Source organism: Leptolyngbya sp. 7M (assembly GCF_018128485.1).
In genome coordinates, this window is record NZ_CP070897.1 from 4969441 (window position 1) to 4992103 (window position 22663).

The window sequence follows — 22663 nt, forward strand, 5'->3', positions numbered from 1 at the left end:
CCTCTTTATCATCCCGTAGTTCGCTGGAAATCGAGAGGCCCTGACTCACCACAAACCCGGAATCGGCGGTTCTGGTTCCGGTTCCGGCTCAGGTTCCGGCTCAGGTTCTCTCACAACTTGATAGCGTGGTCCAGAGAAATTGCCGTTGCCAGCCCCTTGTCCTCCCAAAGGCGTGCCATCACGATTGACGATTGAGTCATCATCGATCAAATCAAGCTGAAGCGTGCCGTCTCCTGTGCCGGTTGTCACCAAAACCCGGTAGGTCGTGCCACTGCCCTGTGTCTCAATCACCCGAGCACCGATTACTCCTGTGGTGTTGAGCTGAAAATCTGCTGAATCGACACCAGTCACCGCTTGGTCAAACTGCACTTCGTACCGAACTCTTGGCTGATCAGTAGGATTCGCATCCAGCCGACTGATGGCAGTCACCAAAGGCGGCTGGACAGGAGCAGGGTCTACAGATCGCTCAACCGTATAGGGCACTCCAGAGAAATTGCCGTTGCCTGCTCCCTCTCCTCCTAGCGGGGTGCCATCACTGGTTCTAATCGAGTCATCGTCTACCAGATTGAGCTGCAGCAGACCGTTGCCGGTGCCTGTGTTAACAGAAACCGTATAGGTTCTGCCGCTGCCCTGAACTTGAGCCACTCCTGCATTGGTGAGCGTCGGATCGAGGTTAAAGTCTGCTAAATCGACGCCAGTCACATCTTGACTAAATTGCACTTCATATCTGACCGTGTCCTGATTCGTGGGAGTTGCATCCAGTGGGTTAATGGCAGTGACAGTAGGCACCGCAGGTGCAGATACCAGGCAGGCTTCGTCTTGAGAGGCGTTCAGTAAGCATCGAATCGAGCAAGCTCTGGGAGATTGACTGCACAGCCACCACAGCAACGACCCAGCAAACGCACCTGGCCCAAGCACCGCCATCAACAGCCAGCGCAACATCCCGCCCCATCTCCACCCACCTGTGACGATCAGGGCAGCGATGAGGCTGATAATTAACGGAATTGCCGGTGTTCCCATGCTTGTTGGTCTATCATTGGCCCATCATTGGCCTATAAGGCTGCTACGCTAATTTTAGCCTTGAAGAGAAAAACTCGATAGACTGCCGCTGTTCCGCCTATTAGCTCACTATTGGCTCATTCTACTGGCCTATCTACTGGCCTATCCTATTGCCCCGCCCTGTAGCCATCCTGTAACCATCCTGTACCCACCCTGTAACCGCCCTATGACCACCCTGTTGGTTCACCCCGTTCAATGACACAATAAACATCTATAGCCCGCATAGCCTGATAATTGTTAGTCTCGTTAACACCTGAAAGTTTTTGAAGCCGCCTTGAGCACTGGTATCAACCCCGTTCACTGGCTCGCTAAAGAAAACTGTATAGGTCACGAGAGCAGCGGCTGTGTCTTTAGGGGCATTGCCCTGACGCAGGATTTGTGCAGTCGGTGGAGTCCGGTTCACTGTATAGGCTTGGCCTGGGAAGTTGCCATTGTCCAGCCCTGAGCCACCTAACGGTACCGTACTGCTATTTCTAACCGAGTCGTTGTCTTTCAAATCGAGCCGGACTGTACCATTGCCCGTCCCCGTATTCACCTTGACAGTATAGGTTCGGTTGTTGACTGGAGTAACCGAAATAATTCCTTCCCCGGTAATGGTTCCGGATTTAACAACCACAAAATCGGACAGATCAACACCCGCCACGTCCTGACTGAATTGCACGGTAAAGTCTACCGTAGCCTGTGCTGTCGGATCAGGATTGGCCCGGTTAATCGACTGAACCTGGGGCGGCTCTACAATCTCGTATTTGCCTGCTCCGAAGGTATTTGGTCCTGTAGTTGCGGTGTTGTTGCTAAAGCGAGGATTGCCCTCCGCTAGAACACTGCCCGCATTGATGTAGATAGCTCCGGCTTGACTCCGGCCAGCCTGCCCTGGACTGGTACCACCCGTGCCCGGTCGGCCGGCAACGGCGCTGTTGTTGCTAAAGGACGTGTTGCTGATCCGCAGTGATCCACTATTAACGTAAATCGCTCCACCTAGACCGTCTCCCCCATTGCCACCGATGCCAGTGGTACTGTTGCCGCCTGTACCACCAATTGCACGATTGTTCTCGAAGGTTGTGTTGATCAGCGTCACCGAACCACCATCGATGAGCAAACCACCACCTAAACCGTTACCACCCTTGCCGCCCGGATTACCCACAGTCCCAGCCGTGCCGCGAGCCGTGCCGTTAGCGATCGTCAAATTTGTAAAGGTGACATTACCACCCGTAACCCGAAATACCTGACGGCTACCGGCACCACTGATAGTTGCGTTGCGTCCGGCACTGGTAAAGGTCAAATCCTTATTAATGACAGGTAAGAGGGCTTCCAGTACAATCAAATCCGTCGTGATACTGATCGTGTCGCCGTTTTGGGCGTTGTTGATGGCGTCACGCAGACTTGCAAAACTGTTAACAGGGAAAATGGCCATGGTAGATCGGTCCAGGCTGGAGATTCACAGAAACGACAGGACGATATCGAGAGCAAGACTTTACTCGTCAATTTGAGAGAACGCCGCTGACAGCGCTTACCCTTATGAAATTTAACTACAACTAAAGAAAATTGGCTGAGAGAATTTGCTGAGGATCAGATCTAGAAAACTAACCTTGCACTGAATTAGCCAATCGAGTTTGTGTGATTCGGTGTTTTGCCCCGTGATTTGACGATCCGTTTCAAACTGGTTTAAGTAAGATCTGTTTAAGAACGGAGCGCAAAAGCCAAAGGCTGATAGTAATTTGACTGAGTCATTGGCTAGATCATTGGCTGCGTTGGTTACTTTAAAGTGGCCCAATCCCAAGCTAGGGTTAACATCGTATTTAGACTGCCCAAATTCTGGTGCTAAATCACTGTGCTATCAAAATCGGCTGGCTTCGGGTGTGCAGTTTCTTAGGGACTGGGCACTTTAGAGAAAGCCGCCCATTTACTTGTTTTTTTTTGTAAGCTTCATGCCCTCCCCCAAACGCTCTAGCCCTAAACTGCCGCTTCCTTGTCTGTTTGAAGCCGGTAGCCAGGCTCTTTGTTTGGAGTCGCTTGGACATGCTAGAAAAGGAGATGAATGCAGCACATCAAGACCGTTAAACATGACCGTTAAACATGCTCCAGTTGAATCCAGTTAAATTCAGTAGAGCAGTTGCTAGCACGTGAGCCAACTAAAGTAAACTAACCAGATTAAATCAACACGGCAACTCCACCTAGCCAGAAAGATTAGGACTAAACTGGAAACTAGGATTCATTTGTTCATTCGTTTCAATTTATGCAAGTTCTTTTTCAGGTGATCCGACAAGATGCTGATGCGGCACCTCGAATTCAAACCTATCAGTTGGATGTAGAGCCGGGAAACACCATTCTGGACTGCCTCAATCGCATCAAGTGGGAGCAGGATGGAACACTCGCCTTTCGCAAAAATTGCCGCAACACGATATGCGGAAGCTGCGCTATGCGGATCAACGGTCGGTCTGCCCTAGCATGCAAAGAAAACGTTGGCAGCGAATTAGCCCGGCTCCAAGAAATTGCGGCCCATTCTCCTGTGCAAAACGGCACCGCTAATGTACCTACTACCGATGTCCCTACTATCATCGTCGCGCCAATGGGCAACATGCCGGTGATTAAAGATCTGGTTGTCGATATGAAAAGCTTCTGGGATACACTGCAAGCGGTCGATCCCTTTGTCAGTACAGCAGCGCGACGGGTGCCGGAACGGGAATTTTTGCAGTCCCCCGAAGAGCGGGAGCGGCTGAATCAGGTCGGCAACTGTATCCTTTGTGGTGCGTGTTATTCGGAGTGCAATGGGCGAGAAGTCAATTCAGAATTTGTCGGTCCCCATGCCCTGGCCAAAGCCTATCGCACTATCGCTGATTCTAGAGACAGCCAGACTGAGCAGCGGCTAGAACGGTACAACGAAGGCACAAAAGGTGTCTGGGGCTGTACCCGCTGCTACTACTGCAACACGGTCTGTCCAATGGGTGTGGCACCAATGGAGCAGATCAGCAAAATCAAGCAGGAAATTTTAGACCGCCTTCCCACCGAAAGCAGTCAAGCCCAACCGGTGAGCCGTCCAATTCGTCACCGGCGAGGGTTGATTGAGTTGGTTAAGCAAGGCGGCTGGATCGATGAGCGGCGATTTGGGGTCAAGGTGGTCGGCGACTCCTTCCGCGACCTAAAAGGACTATTTAGTCTCGCACCTTTAGGCTTCCGGATGCTGGCTCGTGGTAAGTTCCCCATGAGCTTTGAACCCTCAGAAGGCACGGCTGAAGTCCGCTCGTTGATCGAAGCAGTCCAATGTCTGGAGCAGCAATCACAGCAATCTACTGTAGAAGCCAGTGACAAAAGCTAGCGACAGCAGTAAGGACCAACTTTAGCATCTGCTTCCCTCGGCTGGCGTCTGTTGCCCTGTTTTCCATTCCGGGAACTCTACACATGACCCTTGGTTCTCGGTGAAGCAACAGGCATGAGCAAAAAAGTGGTTGGCATGATTACCTCCTACGAGGGATTATCTCAAGGAGATTGGCTGTGGAAGCAAACGCCGCAGCCTTTTGGTGTTTGGAAAAATATTCAAATTCTCAGAAATGCGCCAAACCCAGATTTCTTGTTGCTGTATCAGTACAATTTCTTTCAATCTACAGCAACCTCCCGGCGCAACCGCCTGTTGAGCAACCCTTTCAGTGCTTTTAATCCTTTTCAAAAGTCTAATCAGCCGCAACCAGCCGCCGCTTTGGAGTCGTCAACTCCTGATCTACGAGGAATAGCAAAAGAACGGGCGATTTACCTGCTGCGCGAACCACCCCTGCCAGAAATTCTGCCACCAGGTGGAAATGCTCAACCTGTTTCGCTACAGCCGCTTTCAAGAAAATGACTGGATTAAGTCACCGTTTAGTTATACTCAGGCACAGGGATTGCGGTAGCAGGCGCAATCGCAGGTGATTACGTCACGTTTTGCAATTCATATACAGCATTGTTCATTTCTATGGGCAGCTGTACCCTAACTGTGGTTCCCACTCCTTCTTGGCTTTCTAGCTGAATCTGGCCTTGATGGGCATCCACACAGCGTTTTACAACTGCCAATCCTAAGCCTGTTCCTTTAATTTGTCCAACATTGCTGCAGCGATAGAATGTTTTGAATAACTGCTGTTGGTTTTCTAAAGGAATGCCAATTCCTTCATCCTTAATTTCAAACACGGCGTTTCTGGTGTCACAATGAACATTGAAGTCGATTTGACTATACTCCGGAGAATACTTGATCGCGTTTGACAACAGGTTCGTTAAAATTCGATTTAGCAATACTTGATCGATACTCACCTGCTTACAATCACCTGTATAGCTAAATTGAATTTTGTACCGATGATGGGCGCTCAATTCTAAGGACTCGTAGATCTCCCGACAGAATTTCTCTAGATCCAACAGGACTGGCTGGCACTGGGTAGTCCCAGACTCGATCCGGCCAATCATCAGCACTTCATCTAGCAAATACAGCATATGTTCAACAGCAGCGTTGATTTTGTCGAAATAGCGCTCCTGCATCTCAACCGTTAGAGTGTCCCCTCCGTAGTGCAAGAGTTCGGCAAAGCCTTGGATGCTCGTCAAAGGCGTGCGAAAGTCGTGGGAGATCATCGCCACAAATTCTGACTTAAGACGATTCAGCTCCTGCTCTTGGGCGAGTGCTCTCAATGCATCGGCCTTCGCTTGCTGCAATTCAATCTGCATCCGGCGCAACATCAAATGATTTTCGACGCGAGCCAACACTTCCTCGACCTGAAACGGTTTAGTGATGTAATCTACGCCGCCAACCTGAAAGGCTTGCACTTTATCCAATGGTTCACCCAATGCACTCAAAAAGATGACTGGAATATCGCGAGTTTGTTCGTCGGCTTTGAGCTGTTGACAAACCTCGTAGCCGTTCATTTTCGGCATGTTGATATCCAACAAAATCAAGTCGAGTGGTACGGTGCGGACAGCCATCAATGCGACCGAACCACTGATCGCGCTGCGGACCTCATAACCCTGTTTGGTCAGCATTGAAGAAAGCAAGCGCAAATTGTTAGGGGTATCGTCAACAATCAGAATTGTGCCTCTGACTCCAGGAGAATCAGTATGACTTGTGGGAACTGAACTCATTGGGGCTTAAATTTTATTAATTCAACAATTTCTTCAAACTGAAAGTGATAAACCAATTCTTTTAAACCTCTAGCCAAATCGGAATGAGCTGCCGGAATTTGCTCAATCAATTGAAGGACCTGCCGATCGCTACAGCCGCTAGCTGCTTGACAAAGACTAGCAATCCACTCTGGAGGCATCACTTCCAGATCAGAAGCGGACACCTGATAGACCAGAGATTGATTGGTTCTTTCATATAAGCCTTCATATTCATATAAGTAGTCTACCCCGCTTGGCTCAACGTCTATAGACGGATCGGCAGCCCGCAATCGGGTCGGCAGCGACAAATCTTGAGTTTTCAAATGCACCGGAATCGTAAATTCAAACACAGATCCTGCCCCAAGTATACTCTGAACCTGAAGCTTGCCCCCCATCAAATCAACAAAGCGACGGCTGATCACCAGTCCCAAACCTGTTCCCCAGCTCGATGTCTATAGCCTCAATATCAAACACTGGTGGCAAATGCTCCTGATTTTGCCAGCGATGCGCACCGGCAATCACACCTCCTGGTCATTTGTACAGCACTATCGTTGTCGAGAGGTGGAAGTATTTACCCGCAGGCGGCAGGCAATCAATACCGATGGCGAAATCACCTGCCAAACTCCGGCTCACTTCCGGGTGGTGCCCCAAGCAATTGCTGTATTTGTGCCAACTGTGTAGAGCTTGAAAATTGATATTGGAAGTTAGGAGTTAGGAGACTTTAGCGAGGATCTTCCAGCTTGTCGTGAATTGAGCAGCGCTGCCAAGCTTTGCCATCTAAATATTGCACCCCGGTCTCGCCATCTTCGATGTACCACCATACTTCAGAACCATCCTCGTTATTCAACACCAACGCGATTCTGCCTTGTCGGATTTCAACCTGCCACGCCCCGCTATGGATCTGATGGCGTTCTGTAGGTAATCCGGATCTATTCCTCGATATAGAAGCCAATACAACTTGGGCAAAGTGGAATGTAAAGTTACCATAGAGCGTGAGCTGCTGTGATTCTTTGTAGTAGCAATATCCCTGGGAGTAATCGCGAGTGAACCGATTTTCTTCCCGCCTGAGGATTGTATCTCGTAGATCCATGGTTACTTGCAATTTGGTTGAAAATGCTTGCACCTTAAACTTCTCCTATTGATACGTAAGACCACTAGCAAGACCCTATGCTTTGATGCAACGAATTGATTTCAGGGTATCGGGTGTTGCGGTTGATGTCAGTCTGAGAAAGTCAGGAAAAGTCATACCATTGGATTTTGCATTTTATAGTGGTTGACAGAAGAGATAGGACATTTTTGTGGGTACGCGAAGTACACCCACAAAAATATCTCTGCCCTAACTGTCGTAGTGACGGCTACAGATTTTGGAGGACTGGTGGCGCAATTAATTTTTGCACAGGCATCTGTGGCATCTTTCCTGAATTAGTATCAGTTGAGAGCCATTTATGGCAGTTGATTGGAGGTGGATGGGTGGGGAAGTGACAGTAAGTACCTCGGCGTAATTAAAAACCAGATTCAAAACCTTGCGCCGCCCGCTGCGCGGGCGGCGCAAGGTTTTAGGTTTAATTATGCTCACCTACTTAGCTATAGCATTTAGAAAAGATTGCTGCGGCTTGCAGAATCTGACTTGGAACTGACTTTTGACTGACCTTTATCTATTGTGTTTCATTCATGAGCTAGCTACAGTAGAAGACAACTACAGAAGACGTTAATTGCACTAACGTTTCTTCACAGCACTGTTTCTCCTTTTAATCAACAGACGACTACTTTCCTGTTCACGGAAATGGTCGTCTATTTTTATGCTAGCTTTCGCAACCTTGATTGCTTCGGCAATTGCAGCAACGTCTGCCCCCTGTGCCTGATATAAGTAGCTCAGTTAAGCCTACTGCAACTTCAGCACCGCCATAAATGCTTCCTGCGGCACATCGACCGTACCAATTGCCTTGAGGCGTTTCTTACCCTTGGCCTGCTTCTGCAACAGTTTCTTCTTACGGGAAATGTCGCCACCGTAGCACTTGGCTAAGACATCCTTCCGCAGGGCCGGAATATGCTCACTGGCAACAATTCGGGTGCCAATAGCCGCCTGAATTGGGATCTTAAACTGGTGGCGGGGAATTAGCTCCTTCAGCTTTTCCACCAGCGCTTTGCCAACGTAGTAAGCCTTGTCGCGATGCACGATGGTTGCCAACGGATCGACCTTGTCGCCGTTCTTTAAGTTCGCTTTAAGATAGGCTGACTCACCCGCAACTCTTTCGATTTATGTTTGGAGAGTCGCAATCTCGATCGATTGGCGGATTTTGGATCATCATTGGCGGGTTTTGGATAGACGAGCTTCAATTTGCTCCTCTACACTACGCTTTATTTCAATTAGGAATGATTTTCAACAAACCTGATGTTTGGTGTGTGAGGCGTTGTCATGAAAGTTGGGCTGCTGTCGTTTCAGGCTAGTTTGTGGATTGTTGTCGGGGTACTGGGCGGTATGGGCAGTGTGGCAGAAGCGTTGCCTGCGATCGCTCAGGTAGAACCGATGAGTGATGAGTTTACTGCTCAACGCGATGATTTGGCATCAGCATTGCCGATCGCCAATGCTGAGATTCCTCAACTGCATGAGTTGGAGCAACCTGCTGTCACGATCGAAGATTGGATAGCACAAATTGAAGCATCACTGGTGCAAATTACCGGAGTTCGCGTTGAGACAACCGAAACAGGCTTGCAGATCATTTTAGAAACCGCAGATGGCACGATCGCCTCCGGGGGGAACCGTTAATTTTGTTACAAAGCAGCCCTTGAGTGATCCGTACTATTTCATTGAGGAAACTGCTGGAAATTTCAACTTTTACCGTGGCGAAATCGATCTGTCGGGACCAGTAGATGAATCCGGAAGAGTTTTGTATCGGCTCAATGCCTCTTACAGAGATCAGGAGTTCTTCACCGACTTTAGTGAAACCAGAAATTTAGTCGTTGCTCCCGTTATCAGCATTGAACTTGGAGAAAATACGAACCTAACTGTTGAAGGAGCCTACAAAAGCTTATACCAGGATGATTATAATTTGGGTTTGCCAGCAACTGGAACCATATTTTCTAACCCAAATGGTGATATCCCTCGCGATCGCATCACTAATGAAGGTGAACTTGGTGTTTCGGCTACAAGAATTGGGTACAGATTAGAACATCGGTTTAATGAGAATTGGTCATTCAATAACACCTTTCGATATGGATATGTGAACTATGATGGGGGTGGAATCAATATTGGCACTGAACTGCTGCCAGACAATCGTACTTTGCTGAGAACCTTCAATGATTTACAAGATCAGTACTATGATTACAGGTTTGTAACCAATATCCTAGGTAGATTCTCAACGGGTTCGATCGATCATCAGTTATTGTTTGGAGTCGATCTGGGCAGGTTAGATAATAGCTTGAGTTTTACAGGCAAATCAGGTGCACCAATTGATTTATTTGATCCAATCTATGGTCAACCGCCAGGAGAAATTACATCTGAGATTGATAGTAATACCGTGACGGATGAGCTTGGTTTTCTAGTACAAGATCAGATCAGAATTACAGACAACTTGAATCTACTTCTACAGCGTTTTTCACTCATGTGAGGTACAGGGGGTGTGGGGGCTTCGCCCCCACGCAGGGGCACTGCCCCTGCACCCCGTTTTTCGTACTTCACTAGCCTGAAAAAGGCTGTAAGCGGACGGTTTGATTTATTTCGTCAAACCAATAGAGACTTCCTGGCACTGCCAGCCTGTGGACAACCTATGAAATTCAAGGAGGCGATTTGCAAGGTTTGGGATTTGGGCTAGGGCTTTTCTATGTGGGCGATCGTGCTGGAGATGCAGCCAATACTTTTGAAGTTCCCAGCTATTTAACAACGGATGCCGCAATTTTCTATAAACGGGACAGGTTCCGTGCCGCTCTCAATTTCAAAAACATTTTCGATGTAGGCTATTTTGAGAACGCCTTTAAGTGCAGCAACCGTAACGCCTGATTCAGCCGGGACATTTCCTAACTGCCTCAGCCAATTCCCTGGAGAAACAGAGCAACCGCCAATGGATTGAAGTTGCAAAAAATCATTAGAGTAGAATCAGTACAAACCGAGGAAGTGACTGAAAGAGGGCAGTCTCATGTCCAGCGTCATAAAACCCCGCATGACTTTTGAGGAATACCTGAGCTATGACGATGGTACAGACAACCGCTATGAATGGGTTGATGGAGTGTTAATCAAAATGCCAACGGAGTCTGAGTTCAATGCTTGGCTATCGTTAGCGCTACAGCTTTACTTCATCAATGCAGGCTTGGTAAAACCCAGACTCACGCATCGCTACAACTGTGAGATCGAAGTTCCTGTCCTCAAGCCAAAGCAACCCCGCAATCGGTTTCCCGACTTTGTGATTTTGCGGCCAGAACACATTCAACTGACCCAAAAACGGCTGACAATTCGGTTGGAAATGCCTGCTCCAGTTTTGGTCATGGAAGTTGTGGGTCCTGGACAAACTAACCGCGACCGCGACTATGAAGACAAGCGCTCCCAATATCAAGCACGAGGGATTCCAGAGTACTGGCTAGTCGATCCAGAACAGCAGACAGTGATGGTGCTGACGTTAGTAGACGGAGTGTATCAAGAAACAAGCTTTCGGAATGACGAGCGCATTTTCTCTTCTTTGTTCCCAAGGTTTGCACTAACGGCTAAGCAAGTGCTGAATCCAGAAGATTAGATAGGCTCTTAAACAAGGTTTTCGACAGGGAGCTGCCCATACCGGGTACGCATCTGCTTAAGCTACTCCTCAATCTTTTTTCTCACTGGTATCTCCTTTACCTATTATGGGAAAAGCATTTGCTTCTACTGGCATCAGAGCTGATGAAATGATGCAGATTACTTGCCAAGACAATGAATAGAATTATTCTGCTGAGTCTGATAGGTGCTGGTGTGGTTGGTTTGGAAGGCTGCGCGGTACAGTCATTGCCCTCGCCATCGGTTGCCTCTAGTCCGACAGCTTCCCGTTCTGCGGAACTGCATTACAGGGTCACTTCTCTCCCAACTAGCGAGGTGCATGTCTTGCGGATTCCGGCCAGTGCCTATCAGGTTGTACCTGCCGTGGCTCCAGAAATCGCCGATTTGGCAACATTTGCTCAACGGTACGATGCAGTTGCTGTACTCAATGGTGGCTTTTTTGATCCGCAGAACCAGAAATCGACCTCCTATGTCACGATTCAGGGACAACAGGTGGCCGATCCGAGGCAAAACGAGCGCTTGGTCAGCAACCCGGAGTTGGCTCTCTATATGGATCAGATTCTCAACCGCAGTGAGTTACGACGCTATCAGTGTGGTCAGAACTTGCGCTATGCGATTGCCTTGCATCGCGATCCGATCCCGACGGACTGTGAATTGCTCGATGCCTTAGGGGCTGGTCCTCAGTTATTGCCTGAGTTAACCTCTGAGTTGGAAGGCTTCACTGCAACTGATGCCACAGGTACTGTAATCCGAGATGCACTGGGCAGCCGCCAACCAAACGCCAGAACCGCAGTTGGTTTGACTCCGGACGGGGATATGCTCTGGGTGATGGTGGCGCAGAAACCAGGCGTTAACCCATCGGGCCTGTCGTTGCCGGCAATGGCCGAATTCCTCAAAAGCCTGGGAGTTACTGCTGCCCTGAATTTAGACGGAGGCAGTTCCTCGGCTTTGTTCTATGAGGGAACCACCGTGCACGGCAAGCTCGATGCGGAAGGCAATCCTACGGTGCCAGCTTCAATCAGTTGCCGTTGCTCATCGGGAAGGGTAGCCCCCTGGGCTGTACTGAGTTTGAGCCAGGTATCAATTACGGGTTTGAGTGTAAATGCCATAGCGTTAATCCTTTGCCGCCGATAGAGCTGGAGTTGGCCGGGGGCAGCCGTAACCAGCAGAGATGAAATGGAGAAAAACCTTGCTTGCAATATGCCCAAGTTTGGTTTCCCAGCTTCCATCTTGGAATTTTTGCTACCCGACTAGGGTGACTTCTCTCACAGGCATAAATGCAGATCAAATGATAAAAACTTGCACCAAGCCCTTTACAGAATTCCCGAAACTAATGAAAATGATTTTCATTAGATCTGGATGCAGCCCAAATCGGGTCAATCAGAATATCTAAGGACTATCCAATTTAAGACCGCCAGAGGAATTACATGTCTCCTAATACTCCGGCTTCCCTCAAAGCCTTCTTGAACGAACGTGGCTTTCGGCTGACTCCTCAGCGGCAAGTAATTCTGCATATCTTTCAGACCCTATCTCAGGGTGACCACCTCAGTGCCGAAGATCTGCATCAAATTCTGCGGCGGCAGGGAGAGCGCATCAGTTTGTCAACTGTTTATCGAACCCTGCATCTAATGACCTACATGGGAATTCTGCGGGAACTAGAGCTAGCGGAAGGGCACAAGCATTATGAACTAAACGCACCCAATCGCCATCAGCATCATCATCTGGTTTGCGTGCAGTGTAACCAAACCTTGGAGTTTGAGAGTGAGTTGATTGACCGGATTGGCTCGAAACAAGCTGAAATCGAAGGCTACCACCTGCTGGATTGTCAGCTCACAGTCTATGTCATCTGTCCAGAGGCGATGGAACAGGGTTGGAGTCACACCTTGCCCCGCGATTGGATTTGCAGTCGCTCAATGCAGAGCCGTCACGTTGCCCAATCCTTGAGTCAATTGGAGTCCCGACTGGAGAATGGCTCGGAATCGGCAGATCAGGAATGAGATGCGCTTGGCGCAGATGAGAATCGTGGCAGTAGTTACCCATTAACTTTAACAGTAGTTGCCTCTTTGTCTGGCAATGGCGCACTTGTGTTCAGGCAACCAAAATCGCTGTGATCTTTAATTAGAAGCACTTTTACTGCTTGAATATCAAGAATTTTAGTCCTAAATCTAGAGTAGATAGAAAAATATTATCTGAAATTAATGAGACTAATTCTCAAGTATGCCGAATTTTCTGATAAGCTAAGCTTGCAAGCTTCCTGAAGATACTTTGCAACAACTTACTGGCGGCTTACTGCCCTGTGAGTGTGACTGGCATCATGTCGGCATTTTCCAAATCAGGAAGTTCGTGGCTCCCTCAGACCGGTGCAGTTGTGCTTGCAGCCGCCGGTCTGTTTCTAAACTCGTTTCCAATACTGGGAGGACTGTTTAATGCAAACCTACGATAATCCGAGCGTGAAATATGATTGGTGGGCGGGTAATGCCCGGTTTGCCAATCTATCAGGCTTGTTTATTGCGGCCCATGTGGGCCAAGCGGCGTTGATTACCTTTTGGGCTGGTGCCTTTACTCTGTTTGAAATCTCCCGCTACAATCCCGCCGTTCCGATGGGAGAGCAGGGGCTGATTTTGTTGCCCCACCTAGCCTCACTGGGGCTGGGCGTCGGCAAAGGCGGTGAGGTGGTAAACACCTATCCCATGTTTGTGGTAGGCGTGGTACACCTGATTTCGTCAGCGGTGCTGGGGGCTGGGGCACTGTTCCATACCTTCAAGGCGCCATCCATCAGGGGCTTGGCGGTGGCGGCGAAGGAGATGACCAGGACAAGGATGGCGGTGGAGAGCAGGAGCAGACGCCAGAGCTCGGCGAGCAGATACCTCCAGATGGTCCACGGCAGCCGCGGCATCGAGGATGGTACGACGCCGTGAGGAGGGACGATCGGCTCGGAACGGAACTCAGGAGCCATGCGTGACCGGCAACAGCGGGAACGACATCGGGAACACGGGAGAACACCCCACCTGGGGCGGCACAGTAGGACGATCGATCAGGAGCTGGCGACAGCCGACCGAGGCCGCTTCGCGCTCGCCGAGATCCGGTGAGGAATCGCAGGAGCAAACGAGCGCTGGGAACGGGACGAGCGCGACGCCGGCGGAGAAGGGTCGGAGGGAAAAGAACAACGCCCGGGATGAACCCGGGCGTTGCGTGGATCAGAAGCAGTTGGGAACCATCGCCGACCGTCGCCGATCGGCTTTTCGCGCGGGAGCGCGAACGAGAGTGCACTCACAGCACCCGGCCAGATTGCTCTGGTGACCCGCGTGTGCGGGCCCGGGGTCTAAGGAGTCCCTTAGAAAGGAGGTGATCCAGCCGCAGGTTCCCCTACGGCTACCTTGTTACGACTTAGTCCCAGTCACCGATCTTGCCGTAGGCACCACTGAGATGTGGCGACTTCGGGCACTACCGGCTCCCATGACTTGACGGGCGGTGTGTACAAGGCTCAGGAACTTATTCACCGGAGCGTAGCTGATCTCCGATTACTAGCGATTCCGACTTCATGCAGGCGAGTTGCAGCCTACAATCCGAACTGGGGTGCGTTTTTTGCGATTTGCTCCGCCTCGCGGCCTCGCGTCGCTTTGTACGCACCATTGTAGCACGTTTGCAACCCTGGATGTAAGGGCCATGAGGACTTGACGTCATCCCCACCTTCCTCCGCTTTACAGCGGCAGTCTCGCTAGAGTACTCGGCATTACCCGTGAGCAACTAACGATAGGGGTTGCGCTCGTTAGAGGACTTAACCCGACACTTCACAGCACGAGCTGACGACAGCCATGCAGCACCTGTGACTGTTCCACCCTTGCGGGCGTGGCTCCTGTTTCCAGGAGTTAATCCAGCCATGTCAAACCCAGGTAAGGTTCTTCGCGTTGCCTCGAATTAAGCAACATGCTCCACCGCTTGTGTGAGCCCCCGTCAATTCCTTTGAGTTTTAGCCTTGCGACCGTACTCCCCAGGCGGTCTGCTTATCGCTTTTGCGTCGACCGAGCCGGCGTGAGAGCCACCTCGATCTAGCAGACATCGTTTACGGCGTGGACTACCAGGGTATCTAATCCTGTTTGCTCCCCACGCTTTCGTGCCTCAGCGTCAGGACGTGCCCAGCGGGCCGTCTTCACCATCGGCATTCCTGTAGATATCTACGCATTTCACCGCTCCACCTACAGTTCTGCCCGCCCCTACACGCCTCAAGCCCGGCCGTATGCCCCGCAGTTCCCCGGTTGAGCCGGGGGCTTTCACGAAGCACGCGCCAAGCCGCCTACGCACCCTTTAAGCCCAGTGATTCCGACTAACGCTCGTGGCCTCTGTATTACCGCGACTGCTGGCACAGAGTTAGTCGCCACTTCCTTTGGAGACAATCATTGGTTCCGTCCCCTGACAGTGGTTTACACACCAGAGATGCTTCATCCCACACGCGGCATTGCTCCGTCAGGCTTGCGCCCATTGCGGAAGATTCGTCGCTGCAGCCTCCCGTAGGAGTCCGGGCAGTGTCTCATAATCACCTGAATCGAGAGTATTATGCGGAAAAGTTTCAGTCTAATCTGCTGATATAGGCAGATATACAGAAAAGTTTCAGTATATCTAGCTTATCAGGGTGATTAGGCAGAAAAATTCAGTCTAATTAGTAGTTAGCTGACTCCGCGAACAGTTCTTCCACTCGTTCACCGAGTCATTCACCGAGTGGCAAAGCACCGCGCAGGTAGTCGGTTGAGCCAGTGGTTCGAGCCGGTTGGCAAGTAGCAAAGCACCGCGCAGTTGGTGGGTGAGGACAGTGGTTTGAGGATTGTGGATGAGGAGGTAAAGTTAAAGACAGCAGGGGCAGTCGGTGCGGCTCTCAGCTAACAATGCTGTTGCAACGGATTGTTGGTTCAAGCTCGTGGGGTGGCAAAGTTAGGTCTGCAACCGCTGAACAGCACCGTTATCCTGCTTCATTTTGGGTGCGTCGGTCATTCAAACGTAATTATATGGACGCTCAAGGTTACGGCTTCACTCTGACCGAACTTAGCAAAAAATAGTAGTTGATTTCCTGATTCTGTCTTTTCAGTGTGTATTACTTACTGTGTATTACTTACTACGGGATGTTTTAAGAGTTGCTCTTGACAGCCTGGCGGAGATTTTCTCTAAAGGCGGCAGTATTAAGTCATGCAAACTTGGAAACTAATTGGAGTTGGATTGTTAATTTCTGTTTTGATGAGGGGATGTCCCGATACAGCGAAACAGTCCATAATCCCTGCTGAGACACAACCTCTTTGATCCCCGAACACTCAAAGAGAACCTGGCTTAAGCAGCAACAGGACCCCTTCATCTTTGCTTAAGATCCCTAGCATTTCTCCTGTTTCTCCGCTGCTGCCCAAAGGTATTCAAGATTCTTCGTCTAGTCCAATAGCTAGAAATCATCCTGCTGACTCTGAGAAGGCTCAATCGACATCTTCTCAAATCTCTATCATTCCGTCTGTTGGTAGAGATGCATCAAGTCGTGTAATTCAGCAGGAGCCAGAGACTAATTTTGATATTTCTCACATTCAAGCCAATGTCCCTGTTGATGGAGAAGGTCACCAAAGCCTAATTAATCAGGGATCAGATCAGCGCGCTAAAGTACGTGTCTTAGAGTTGCCCAATGTTGAAACTGAACGACGACCAGTATTAGAGAACACATTAGAGCCTATCTCTGAAAACTCGCTTAATCCTGCACTAAGAAGCAACACCACTACATCAACTACTGAAGAAAGCGTTGCTCCACAGAATCAGCCTTTTTCTAGTCCAGTTGCTTCATCAAGTTCTGAAAGTGGTTCTGGGAGATGTGACTATCCGTGGGAATTTGACTCGGCAGGTAATCGCTGTGGAGATCGAGCAGCAAGTGAGCGACCGAATTTAAGCACAGGCACTGCAGTTGGTAGCTACTCCGCTCCAATTCGTAGTTACTCTATTCCGACTTCAAGTTACGGCTCCACTTATGTTCGAGGCTACTTTCGCAGGGACGGAACCTACGTCCGGGGGCATTTCCGTAGAAGTCGATAGAGTTAAAGCTAACTGGTGTCGCAGCTAGCATGATAACCGGAGTTTAGACTAAGCAGAAATAAGCCCAGTTAGTTCGAGCATGCTGAGCCAGAAGTGAGGAATGTTCTGGATAAACTTCAAGTAGGAGTTTGACCTTGCTTTTTGCGTTTGGAGTACCGCTTTTTGACAATGAGAGCACGAACACGAGGGGTACGGACTTGCCCTTTTGTCCAGCCAGGAGATTTTCCACGAGGTTTGGGGGGCCAGAAATTGGGTCGGAACCCTCTTCAACCAATGTTTCCGCAGTGAGAGAGCCGCTGCTGGTCGCGCAAACCGGGCGGGGACGACCCTTGCAGCGACGGGGGGGCGCAGGTCATGGCGACTGTGAGCTGGGTGGACAGACCAATGAGCTGTTGACTTCAATTGTGCCGAGGTTCTCTGGTGAGGGGTTGACGGTCGATCCTCATCCTACTTTCTGGGTCTATGTGCCTTATGCGCTCAGCGATTCGCAGTCGATGCAGTTTTTGTTGAAGGATCAGTCTGGCAAAACTATCTATCAGCCTAACTTGATGGGGGCAAGGGAACTACCTGGTATCATGAATTTACGCTTACCCGCAGATGTAACGTTAGCAGAAGATCAGCAGTATACCTGGACATTCACTGTTATATGCGGTGAGATGAAGCTAACAGTGGAAGGTGCAGTGACTCGATTGGCTCGCAGTCCTGAGTTAGAGGATGCATTGCGGGCCGCAACCACCCCTCAAGCGCAGGCGGATGTTTATCGTAACTTTGGCCTCTGGCTCGATGCGTTGACCGTATTGGCTGAGCAGCGGCAAACAAAACCGAATGATGCAGCAATTGCTTCTGCCTGGAATGAATTGCTCAATGCGATTCAACTGGACGATGTGGCTGATAAGCCAATTGTAGGCGGATAGGAGTCTAGCGACCCATCTGAAAAATTGACGAACAGCGCGAACTATAGTTAGATTCAGTACCCGTTTTGCGGAGCTGAAGCCATTGATTTAACTTCGCTGAGCCGCAATGCGCTCATATTCAGAATAAGAGCAGGGGAACCGCAGTACCTTGCCTGGAGCTAACTCAGGTAGAAGGATTTGAATCATCGCTCGCCTCCTGAATTTGTGGATATTGTAATTGCTAGCAGAGTTAACTTGCATATCTAAATATAAACAGTAATGTAGAACTACAACATTTTGTGATTAATTGAAGCCTGACTCAAGTTGCAGTTCATAAACTGCTAGAAATACTCAATCTCTGCCGGAGGTCGTGATGGAGACGGGCCTAGGTTTGCTAAGGCGGCTGCAATGGTCACTTTCACTACTTCCGTTGATTTTATTATGGTCTGGGGCAGCAGAGGCCCAGCGCATCACCCCCGCTCGTGACGGTACTGGAACGGTTGTAAACCGCCAGGGCAACCGGATTGACATTAGCGGTGGCACTCGTTCGAGAGACAACGCCAATTTATTTCACAGCTTCGAGCAGTTTGGGCTGAGCCGGGAACAGATTGCTACCTTTCTGTCTCGTCCAGATATTCGCAATATTCTGGGTCGTATAGTTGGTGGTGATGCGTCGGTAATTAACGGCTTGATTCGGGTGACGGGCGGCAACTCGAACCTCTACCTGATGAATCCAGCCGGAATTGTGTTTGGCCCAAATGCGCGGTTGAATGTGCCTGCGAGCTTTACCGCTACGACGGCGAACGGCATCCAGTTTGGCTCGGAATGGTTTAGCGCGTTGGGAACGAACGATTACGCGAATTTAGTCGGTGAGCCGAGCGGATTTGGCTTCACGCTGGGACAGCCGGGAGCAATCCTGAATGCCGGTGATTTGGCTGTAGGCACGGGTGAGAGCCTGAATCTATTGGGCGGAACAGTCATCAATACAGGTAGCCTCACAGCTCCAGAGGGGCAAATTTTGGTAACGGCGGTACCAGGAAGTCGTTTTGTGCGCCTCAGCATACCGGGACAATTATTGAGTTTGGAAATTGACCCTTCGATGTTGCGCAACCTACACAAACAACAGCTACTTTGGACAGTTAGACTTACTTGGGCGATTTAATACTGGAACAATTTCACATCAACTTTTAGTCGGCTTTGATGTCAACCGTGTGGTTGAGAATTTTCAAGGCTTCAGCAATACAACGGATCTACCTGATCTAGATATTTTTGATCCAGACTACGATATCCCAGTAATTGAATTGATTGCAGATTCTCGATTCCGGGAAACTTTGCAATCCTATGGAGTTTATATTCAGGATCAAATTGTACTAAGTGACAGCCTGAAACTTCTGATTGGTGGTCGCTATGATTGGATTTCCTATAGAAATGAACGCTTTGACTTTGGATTGCTCGGAAATACAACTGAGGAACCATACCAGAACAATGGTGCCTTCAGTCCTCGGATTGGTTTGGTGTATCAACCCAGTGATACTGTTTCTCTGTATGCTAGCTACAGTCGTTCATTTCTTCAGACAACAGGATTCAACCCTGACGGCAGAAGATTTGAGCCAACCAGAGGAACCCAGTATGAAATTGGGATTAAAACTGACTTCCTAGATGGCGCACTTTCGACAACGCTAGCAGCCTACCACCTCACTAAAACAAACATTACAACCTCCGATCCAAACAATCCTCTATTTTCCATTCAGACCGGAGAACAGCGAAGTCAAGGAGTAGAGTTAAATGTGACGGGCGAAGTTTTACCCGGTTGGAACATCATTGCTTCCTATGCCTACACCGATGCAGAATTTACCGAAGATAACATAATTCCCGAAGGTAATCGACTAGCAAATGTACCAGAGAACCAAGCTAGCCTTTGGACAACTTATACGATTCAAGAAGGAGATTTGAGAGGTTTGGGATTTGGCTTGGGATTGTTTTATGTAGGTGAGCGACAGGGCGATCTAGCCAATTCATTTCAGCTAGATAACTATTTGCGTACCGATGCAGCAGTTTACTACCGAAGAGGACATTTTAGGGGTGCAATTAATATCAAAAATCTATTTGATATAGAGTATGCTAATTCATCATTTAACAGAACTTTTGCTGAAAGAGGTGAGCCTTTCACTGTTGTTGGCTCTATTAGTTGGGAGTTTTAGCACATGGCTTTTATTTAAACTAAACTGCTGCATCCCATGAAACAGTATTTACTGGAAAAAACTTGCTGAATCTTAGCCAAGGAAAGAGTATCCTGTGATTAGCAATGAAGTTATCAGGAAAAAAGCACTTTTGCTCCTGATTCTAGTAGCTCTAGCTAGTCTGACCGTTGTTTTTTTCAACAGTAAAGATGATAACGATGGCGGGAAGTTGGCTTTTGAGCAAGCACCATTACCTTGCCATACGGTAAAACATGCGATGGGCGAAACTTGTATTTCTCTCAATCCACAACGAATTTTAACTCTCGATTCATTTGTTTTAGGTGATGTCCTTGCTTTGCTAGATACCAAACCTATTGCCACGGTGATAAACAGGGAACAAAATCTTCTCTACCTTAAAGAAGCAGCAGAAGGCATCCAGGTGATTCCTAGAGTTAATAGTCAGCTCAATTTGGAAAAAGTCCTGTTACTTAATCCTGACTTGATCGTTGGTCTTTCTATATATCCTCAGAGCGTTTATCAACAATTATCAAAGATTGCTCCCACAATATTTGTACCTTGGAGGGAAATTTCATACGACTGGAAGCAAAGATTTAAAGACGTTGCTGTCATGCTTGATAAAACAGAAGTAGCCAATCGGTATATGGCTGATTACCAGCGCAGAGTTGAAGCGTTGTTGGCACTGACGCTAGAGAAAAGTGGCTATCGGGTTCTGCAAGCCCGTGATGGTCAAGAAGCCCTATCCCACCTCCAGCAACGTTCATCGGTGCAGTTGGTAATTTGTGATATTGAAATGCCTAATATGAACGGTTTCGAGTTTCTGAGCCAACGACGCCAAGATCCGAATCTAACTGCTATTCCAGTTGTTATTCTTACGTCTCGCAATAACGAAAAGCACCGCCATCTAGCCATGCATCTAGGAGCAACCGCCTATTTCAGCAAACCTTACATCGAGCATGAACTACTGGATGCCCTCAAACATCTTCTAGTGCAGATTTAGATCGGTTGAGAAAGCTGCTGAGCAGTCATTCGTTATTATTTCTATTTTCTATTGTCTAGTGGGTACCATCATTTACTGTTTGCGATGTCACAAACTTCTATACCTTCTCAGTCTTCATCAATCGTTCATCCTAACGCTAAATTAGTTGCATTCTCTGTCGGTCAACTGACGCTGGCCGTTCGGATTGAGCAGGTGGACAAAGTTGTGAACTTACCAACCGTGTATGGGAGTGGCCTCAAGCCGGTAGGGCTAGCGCAAGTAGATGAGCACGACATTACGGTGATTGATCTACAGCGGCGGCTGTTTGACATCACAGCTCAATCGATGCCAACGCCCTATCTAATTCTGCTGCAAACCCGCAGTGGTGAAGGCATCGGGATTCCGGTCAGCGATATGCCCATGCTGATAGAAGTACCAACCAACCTAATCCGCAGCTTACCAGCGTCCTACCGTCGGGCCGATACCCTAGAGATCGCTAGTCACATTGCGATTGTTTCTGAAGCCGAGCAAACCCGGACGCTGTTTCTCCTCGATGTGGAACGGTTGCGCCATTCAATTTGAATCAGTCTGGATATATTAATCAGCTTTCGGGTTGCGTCGGCAACGGGCTAGTTGCTCATTTTTAACTGGTTGAATACCCTCGTATGTCAAGGTGCGTTTGCGATTGTTCTCTCTATCTCAAGGTTACTTTCGGATCGGGCAGGAGCGTTGGGTTCCTGCACAATGCCGTTATAGGATTGGGTTTCTATCGTTAGCACTTGGGGTGGAGTAGAATCGGGCGGATAGAGGAACTGCACTTCAACCTGACGAGTCTGTCCTTTGGGTAAGGTTAGCCGAATCAGGGGTTGCCCCTGCTGGCCACGGCGCTGAACTAGGTGCATGTAGCGAGTTTGCCGGATGCCCAGATCATCGGTATAGCGCAGGCGTATTGTGCCGCGAAAGAAAATTTGATCATAGGGTGGATTGCGAAACCGTAGAGCTTCCCCTTTCAATCGTTCATCTTGCAGCGGTGTTTGTAGCATAATGGCTACTCGCTGGGGCGAATCTGTATCATTGCGTAGGGGCAAGGTGATGTTATAGAGAATGCCATAGTTACCGTGGGCACGATAGGCAGTATCAGGATAACGAACAAGCATAGGTGCACTTTGAATTTGTCCAGTGCCGAATGTATTGCGATCAACGCTGCTAATTACATAGGAAATGGCTTCACCCGGTTGTGGGATGCTGAGATAATCCACATCGGGTTTATCAGTGACTCTAGCGGTCCACTGAGAGCCTTGCGCTACTCCAGCCACCCGGCCATAGTAGAACCGTGGCACAAATCGCGTATCCGGCGGCGTTGGCTGTCGGTCTCGCGGACCAGACACATCAGAGGTTCGCAGCAGTTGAACCCACTCCGACAAACTGGGAACCCGCTCATCACCTGTTGGCGTGCGCGCGGGGAGACGTCCGGCCTTGATTCATCCCGCAGCCACCGCGTCCGAACGCTAGGGCACCGGACCGCCAAGTTCAGCACTGACGGATCCGACGGAAGTTGCTTCGTGACCAAGCACGAATGATCACGCATGGTTCGGAAGCGAAGGCGAACCAAGCGGCAATCAGTCGGCAA

Annotated in this window: 22 protein-coding genes, 1 rRNA gene and 2 pseudogenes; 17 read left to right on the forward strand and 8 right to left on the reverse strand. The window is 49.2% G+C overall.

Annotation, left to right across the window (positions count from 1 at the left end; genetic code table 11):
- Window positions 1-45 precede the first annotated feature (45 nt).
- Both JVX88_RS25710 and JVX88_RS25715 read right to left on the reverse strand, forming a co-directional pair.
- On the reverse strand, window positions 46-1020 hold the full coding sequence (locus JVX88_RS25710; RefSeq protein WP_211621476.1) for a hypothetical protein: 975 nt from the start codon (window positions 1018-1020) through the stop codon (window positions 46-48).
- A 250-nt stretch (window positions 1021-1270) separates the two neighbouring features.
- Window positions 1271-2470, reverse strand: coding sequence for a hypothetical protein (locus JVX88_RS25715; protein ID WP_211621477.1), 1200 nt, complete (start codon window positions 2468-2470; stop codon window positions 1271-1273).
- A gap of 822 nt (window positions 2471-3292) precedes the next feature.
- On the opposite strand from JVX88_RS25715, the gene JVX88_RS25720 reads away from it, so the two are divergent.
- Both JVX88_RS25720 and JVX88_RS25725 read left to right on the forward strand, forming a co-directional pair.
- Window positions 3293-4372, forward strand: coding sequence for a succinate dehydrogenase/fumarate reductase iron-sulfur subunit (locus JVX88_RS25720; RefSeq protein WP_211621478.1), 1080 nt, complete (start codon window positions 3293-3295; stop codon window positions 4370-4372).
- Window positions 4373-4486: 114 nt separating this feature from the next.
- Window positions 4487-4891 carry a hypothetical protein gene (locus tag JVX88_RS25725; RefSeq protein WP_211621479.1) on the forward strand — a complete coding sequence of 135 codons (405 nt, stop codon included), beginning with the start codon at window positions 4487-4489 and terminating at the stop codon, window positions 4889-4891.
- A gap of 68 nt (window positions 4892-4959) precedes the next feature.
- On the opposite strand, the gene JVX88_RS25730 is transcribed toward JVX88_RS25725, so the two are convergent.
- Window positions 4960-6150 carry a hybrid sensor histidine kinase/response regulator gene (locus tag JVX88_RS25730; RefSeq protein WP_211621480.1) on the reverse strand — a complete coding sequence of 397 codons (1191 nt, stop codon included), beginning with the start codon at window positions 6148-6150 and terminating at the stop codon, window positions 4960-4962.
- Window positions 6147-6518: a hypothetical protein gene (locus JVX88_RS25735; RefSeq protein WP_263975701.1), complete on the reverse strand. Its 372-nt coding sequence runs from the start codon at window positions 6516-6518 to the stop codon at window positions 6147-6149. The genes JVX88_RS25730 and JVX88_RS25735 overlap by 4 nt, the downstream gene beginning before the upstream one ends.
- Window positions 6519-6561: 43 nt before the next feature.
- Between JVX88_RS25735 and JVX88_RS25740 the strand changes: the two genes are divergently transcribed.
- Window positions 6562-6849, forward strand: coding sequence for a hypothetical protein (locus JVX88_RS25740; RefSeq protein ID WP_263975632.1), 288 nt, complete (start codon window positions 6562-6564; stop codon window positions 6847-6849).
- Window positions 6850-6889: 40 nt separating this feature from the next.
- Here JVX88_RS25740 and JVX88_RS25745 read toward each other — a convergent pair whose 3' ends face one another.
- A complete protein-coding gene (locus JVX88_RS25745; RefSeq protein ID WP_211621482.1) occupies window positions 6890-7291 on the reverse strand; it encodes a hypothetical protein in 402 nt (133 codons plus the stop codon).
- A 759-nt stretch (window positions 7292-8050) separates the two neighbouring features.
- A pseudogene (locus JVX88_RS25750) lies at window positions 8051-8383 on the reverse strand (elongation factor 4); the annotation flags it as partial.
- A gap of 201 nt (window positions 8384-8584) precedes the next feature.
- On the opposite strand from JVX88_RS25750, the gene JVX88_RS25755 reads away from it, so the two are divergent.
- The 8 genes and pseudogenes from JVX88_RS25755 (at window position 8585) to JVX88_RS25790 (ending at window position 14209) form a co-directional block, all read left to right on the forward strand.
- Window positions 8585-8935, forward strand: coding sequence for a hypothetical protein (locus JVX88_RS25755; protein WP_211621483.1), 351 nt, complete (start codon window positions 8585-8587; stop codon window positions 8933-8935).
- On the forward strand, window positions 8904-9776 hold the full coding sequence (locus JVX88_RS25760; protein WP_211621484.1) for a TonB-dependent siderophore receptor: 873 nt from the start codon (window positions 8904-8906) through the stop codon (window positions 9774-9776). Before JVX88_RS25755 ends, JVX88_RS25760 begins: the two co-directional genes overlap by 32 nt.
- Window positions 9777-9922: 146 nt before the next feature.
- Window positions 9923-10165, forward strand: a complete 243-nt coding sequence (locus JVX88_RS43305; RefSeq protein WP_211628866.1) for a TonB-dependent receptor domain-containing protein — start codon at window positions 9923-9925, stop codon at window positions 10163-10165.
- 136 nt (window positions 10166-10301) lie between these two features.
- Window positions 10302-10892 carry a Uma2 family endonuclease gene (locus JVX88_RS25770; protein WP_211621485.1) on the forward strand — a complete coding sequence of 197 codons (591 nt, stop codon included), beginning with the start codon at window positions 10302-10304 and terminating at the stop codon, window positions 10890-10892.
- Between the two features lie 173 nt (window positions 10893-11065).
- On the forward strand, window positions 11066-12043 hold the full coding sequence (locus JVX88_RS25775) for a phosphodiester glycosidase family protein (protein ID WP_211621486.1): 978 nt from the start codon (window positions 11066-11068) through the stop codon (window positions 12041-12043).
- A gap of 293 nt (window positions 12044-12336) precedes the next feature.
- A complete protein-coding gene (locus JVX88_RS25780; protein WP_035998455.1) occupies window positions 12337-12906 on the forward strand; it encodes a Fur family transcriptional regulator in 570 nt (189 codons plus the stop codon).
- A gap of 429 nt (window positions 12907-13335) precedes the next feature.
- Window positions 13336-13680, forward strand: a pseudogene (locus tag JVX88_RS25785) (chlorophyll a/b binding light-harvesting protein); the annotation flags it as partial.
- A gap of 130 nt (window positions 13681-13810) precedes the next feature.
- The gene (locus JVX88_RS25790; RefSeq protein ID WP_211621487.1) at window positions 13811-14209 is read left to right on the forward strand and encodes a hypothetical protein; all 399 of its coding nucleotides are present in this window, start codon (window positions 13811-13813) and stop codon (window positions 14207-14209) included.
- A 38-nt stretch (window positions 14210-14247) separates the two neighbouring features.
- Here JVX88_RS25790 and JVX88_RS25795 read toward each other — a convergent pair.
- Window positions 14248-15583 (reverse strand): 16S ribosomal RNA (locus JVX88_RS25795).
- Between the two features lie 669 nt (window positions 15584-16252).
- Between JVX88_RS25795 and JVX88_RS25800 the strand changes: the two genes are divergently transcribed.
- The 6 genes from JVX88_RS25800 (at window position 16253) to JVX88_RS25825 (ending at window position 21615) form a co-directional block, all read left to right on the forward strand.
- A complete protein-coding gene (locus tag JVX88_RS25800) occupies window positions 16253-16963 on the forward strand; it encodes a hypothetical protein (RefSeq protein ID WP_211621488.1) in 711 nt (236 codons plus the stop codon).
- A 284-nt stretch (window positions 16964-17247) separates the two neighbouring features.
- Entirely contained in the window at window positions 17248-17877 is a 630-nt protein-coding gene (locus tag JVX88_RS25805) for a DUF928 domain-containing protein (protein WP_211621489.1), read from the forward strand.
- Between the two features lie 352 nt (window positions 17878-18229).
- Window positions 18230-19018 (forward strand): filamentous hemagglutinin N-terminal domain-containing protein, encoded by a 789-nt coding sequence (locus JVX88_RS25810; protein WP_211621490.1) that lies wholly within the window; start codon window positions 18230-18232, stop codon window positions 19016-19018.
- Complete coding sequence (locus tag JVX88_RS25815; protein WP_211621491.1) at window positions 18945-20057, forward strand: TonB-dependent siderophore receptor; 1113 nt, start codon at window positions 18945-18947, stop codon at window positions 20055-20057. The genes JVX88_RS25810 and JVX88_RS25815 overlap by 74 nt, the downstream gene beginning before the upstream one ends.
- Before the next feature lie 94 nt (window positions 20058-20151).
- Window positions 20152-21054 carry a response regulator gene (locus JVX88_RS43310; protein WP_263975248.1) on the forward strand — a complete coding sequence of 301 codons (903 nt, stop codon included), beginning with the start codon at window positions 20152-20154 and terminating at the stop codon, window positions 21052-21054.
- Between the two features lie 84 nt (window positions 21055-21138).
- Window positions 21139-21615: a chemotaxis protein CheW gene (locus JVX88_RS25825; RefSeq protein ID WP_211621492.1), complete on the forward strand. Its 477-nt coding sequence runs from the start codon at window positions 21139-21141 to the stop codon at window positions 21613-21615.
- An 86-nt stretch (window positions 21616-21701) separates the two neighbouring features.
- Here JVX88_RS25825 and JVX88_RS25830 read toward each other — a convergent pair whose 3' ends face one another.
- Window positions 21702-22514, reverse strand: coding sequence for a DUF3370 family protein (locus JVX88_RS25830; RefSeq protein WP_211628868.1), 813 nt, complete (start codon window positions 22512-22514; stop codon window positions 21702-21704).
- Between the last annotated feature and the right edge of the window lie 149 nt (window positions 22515-22663).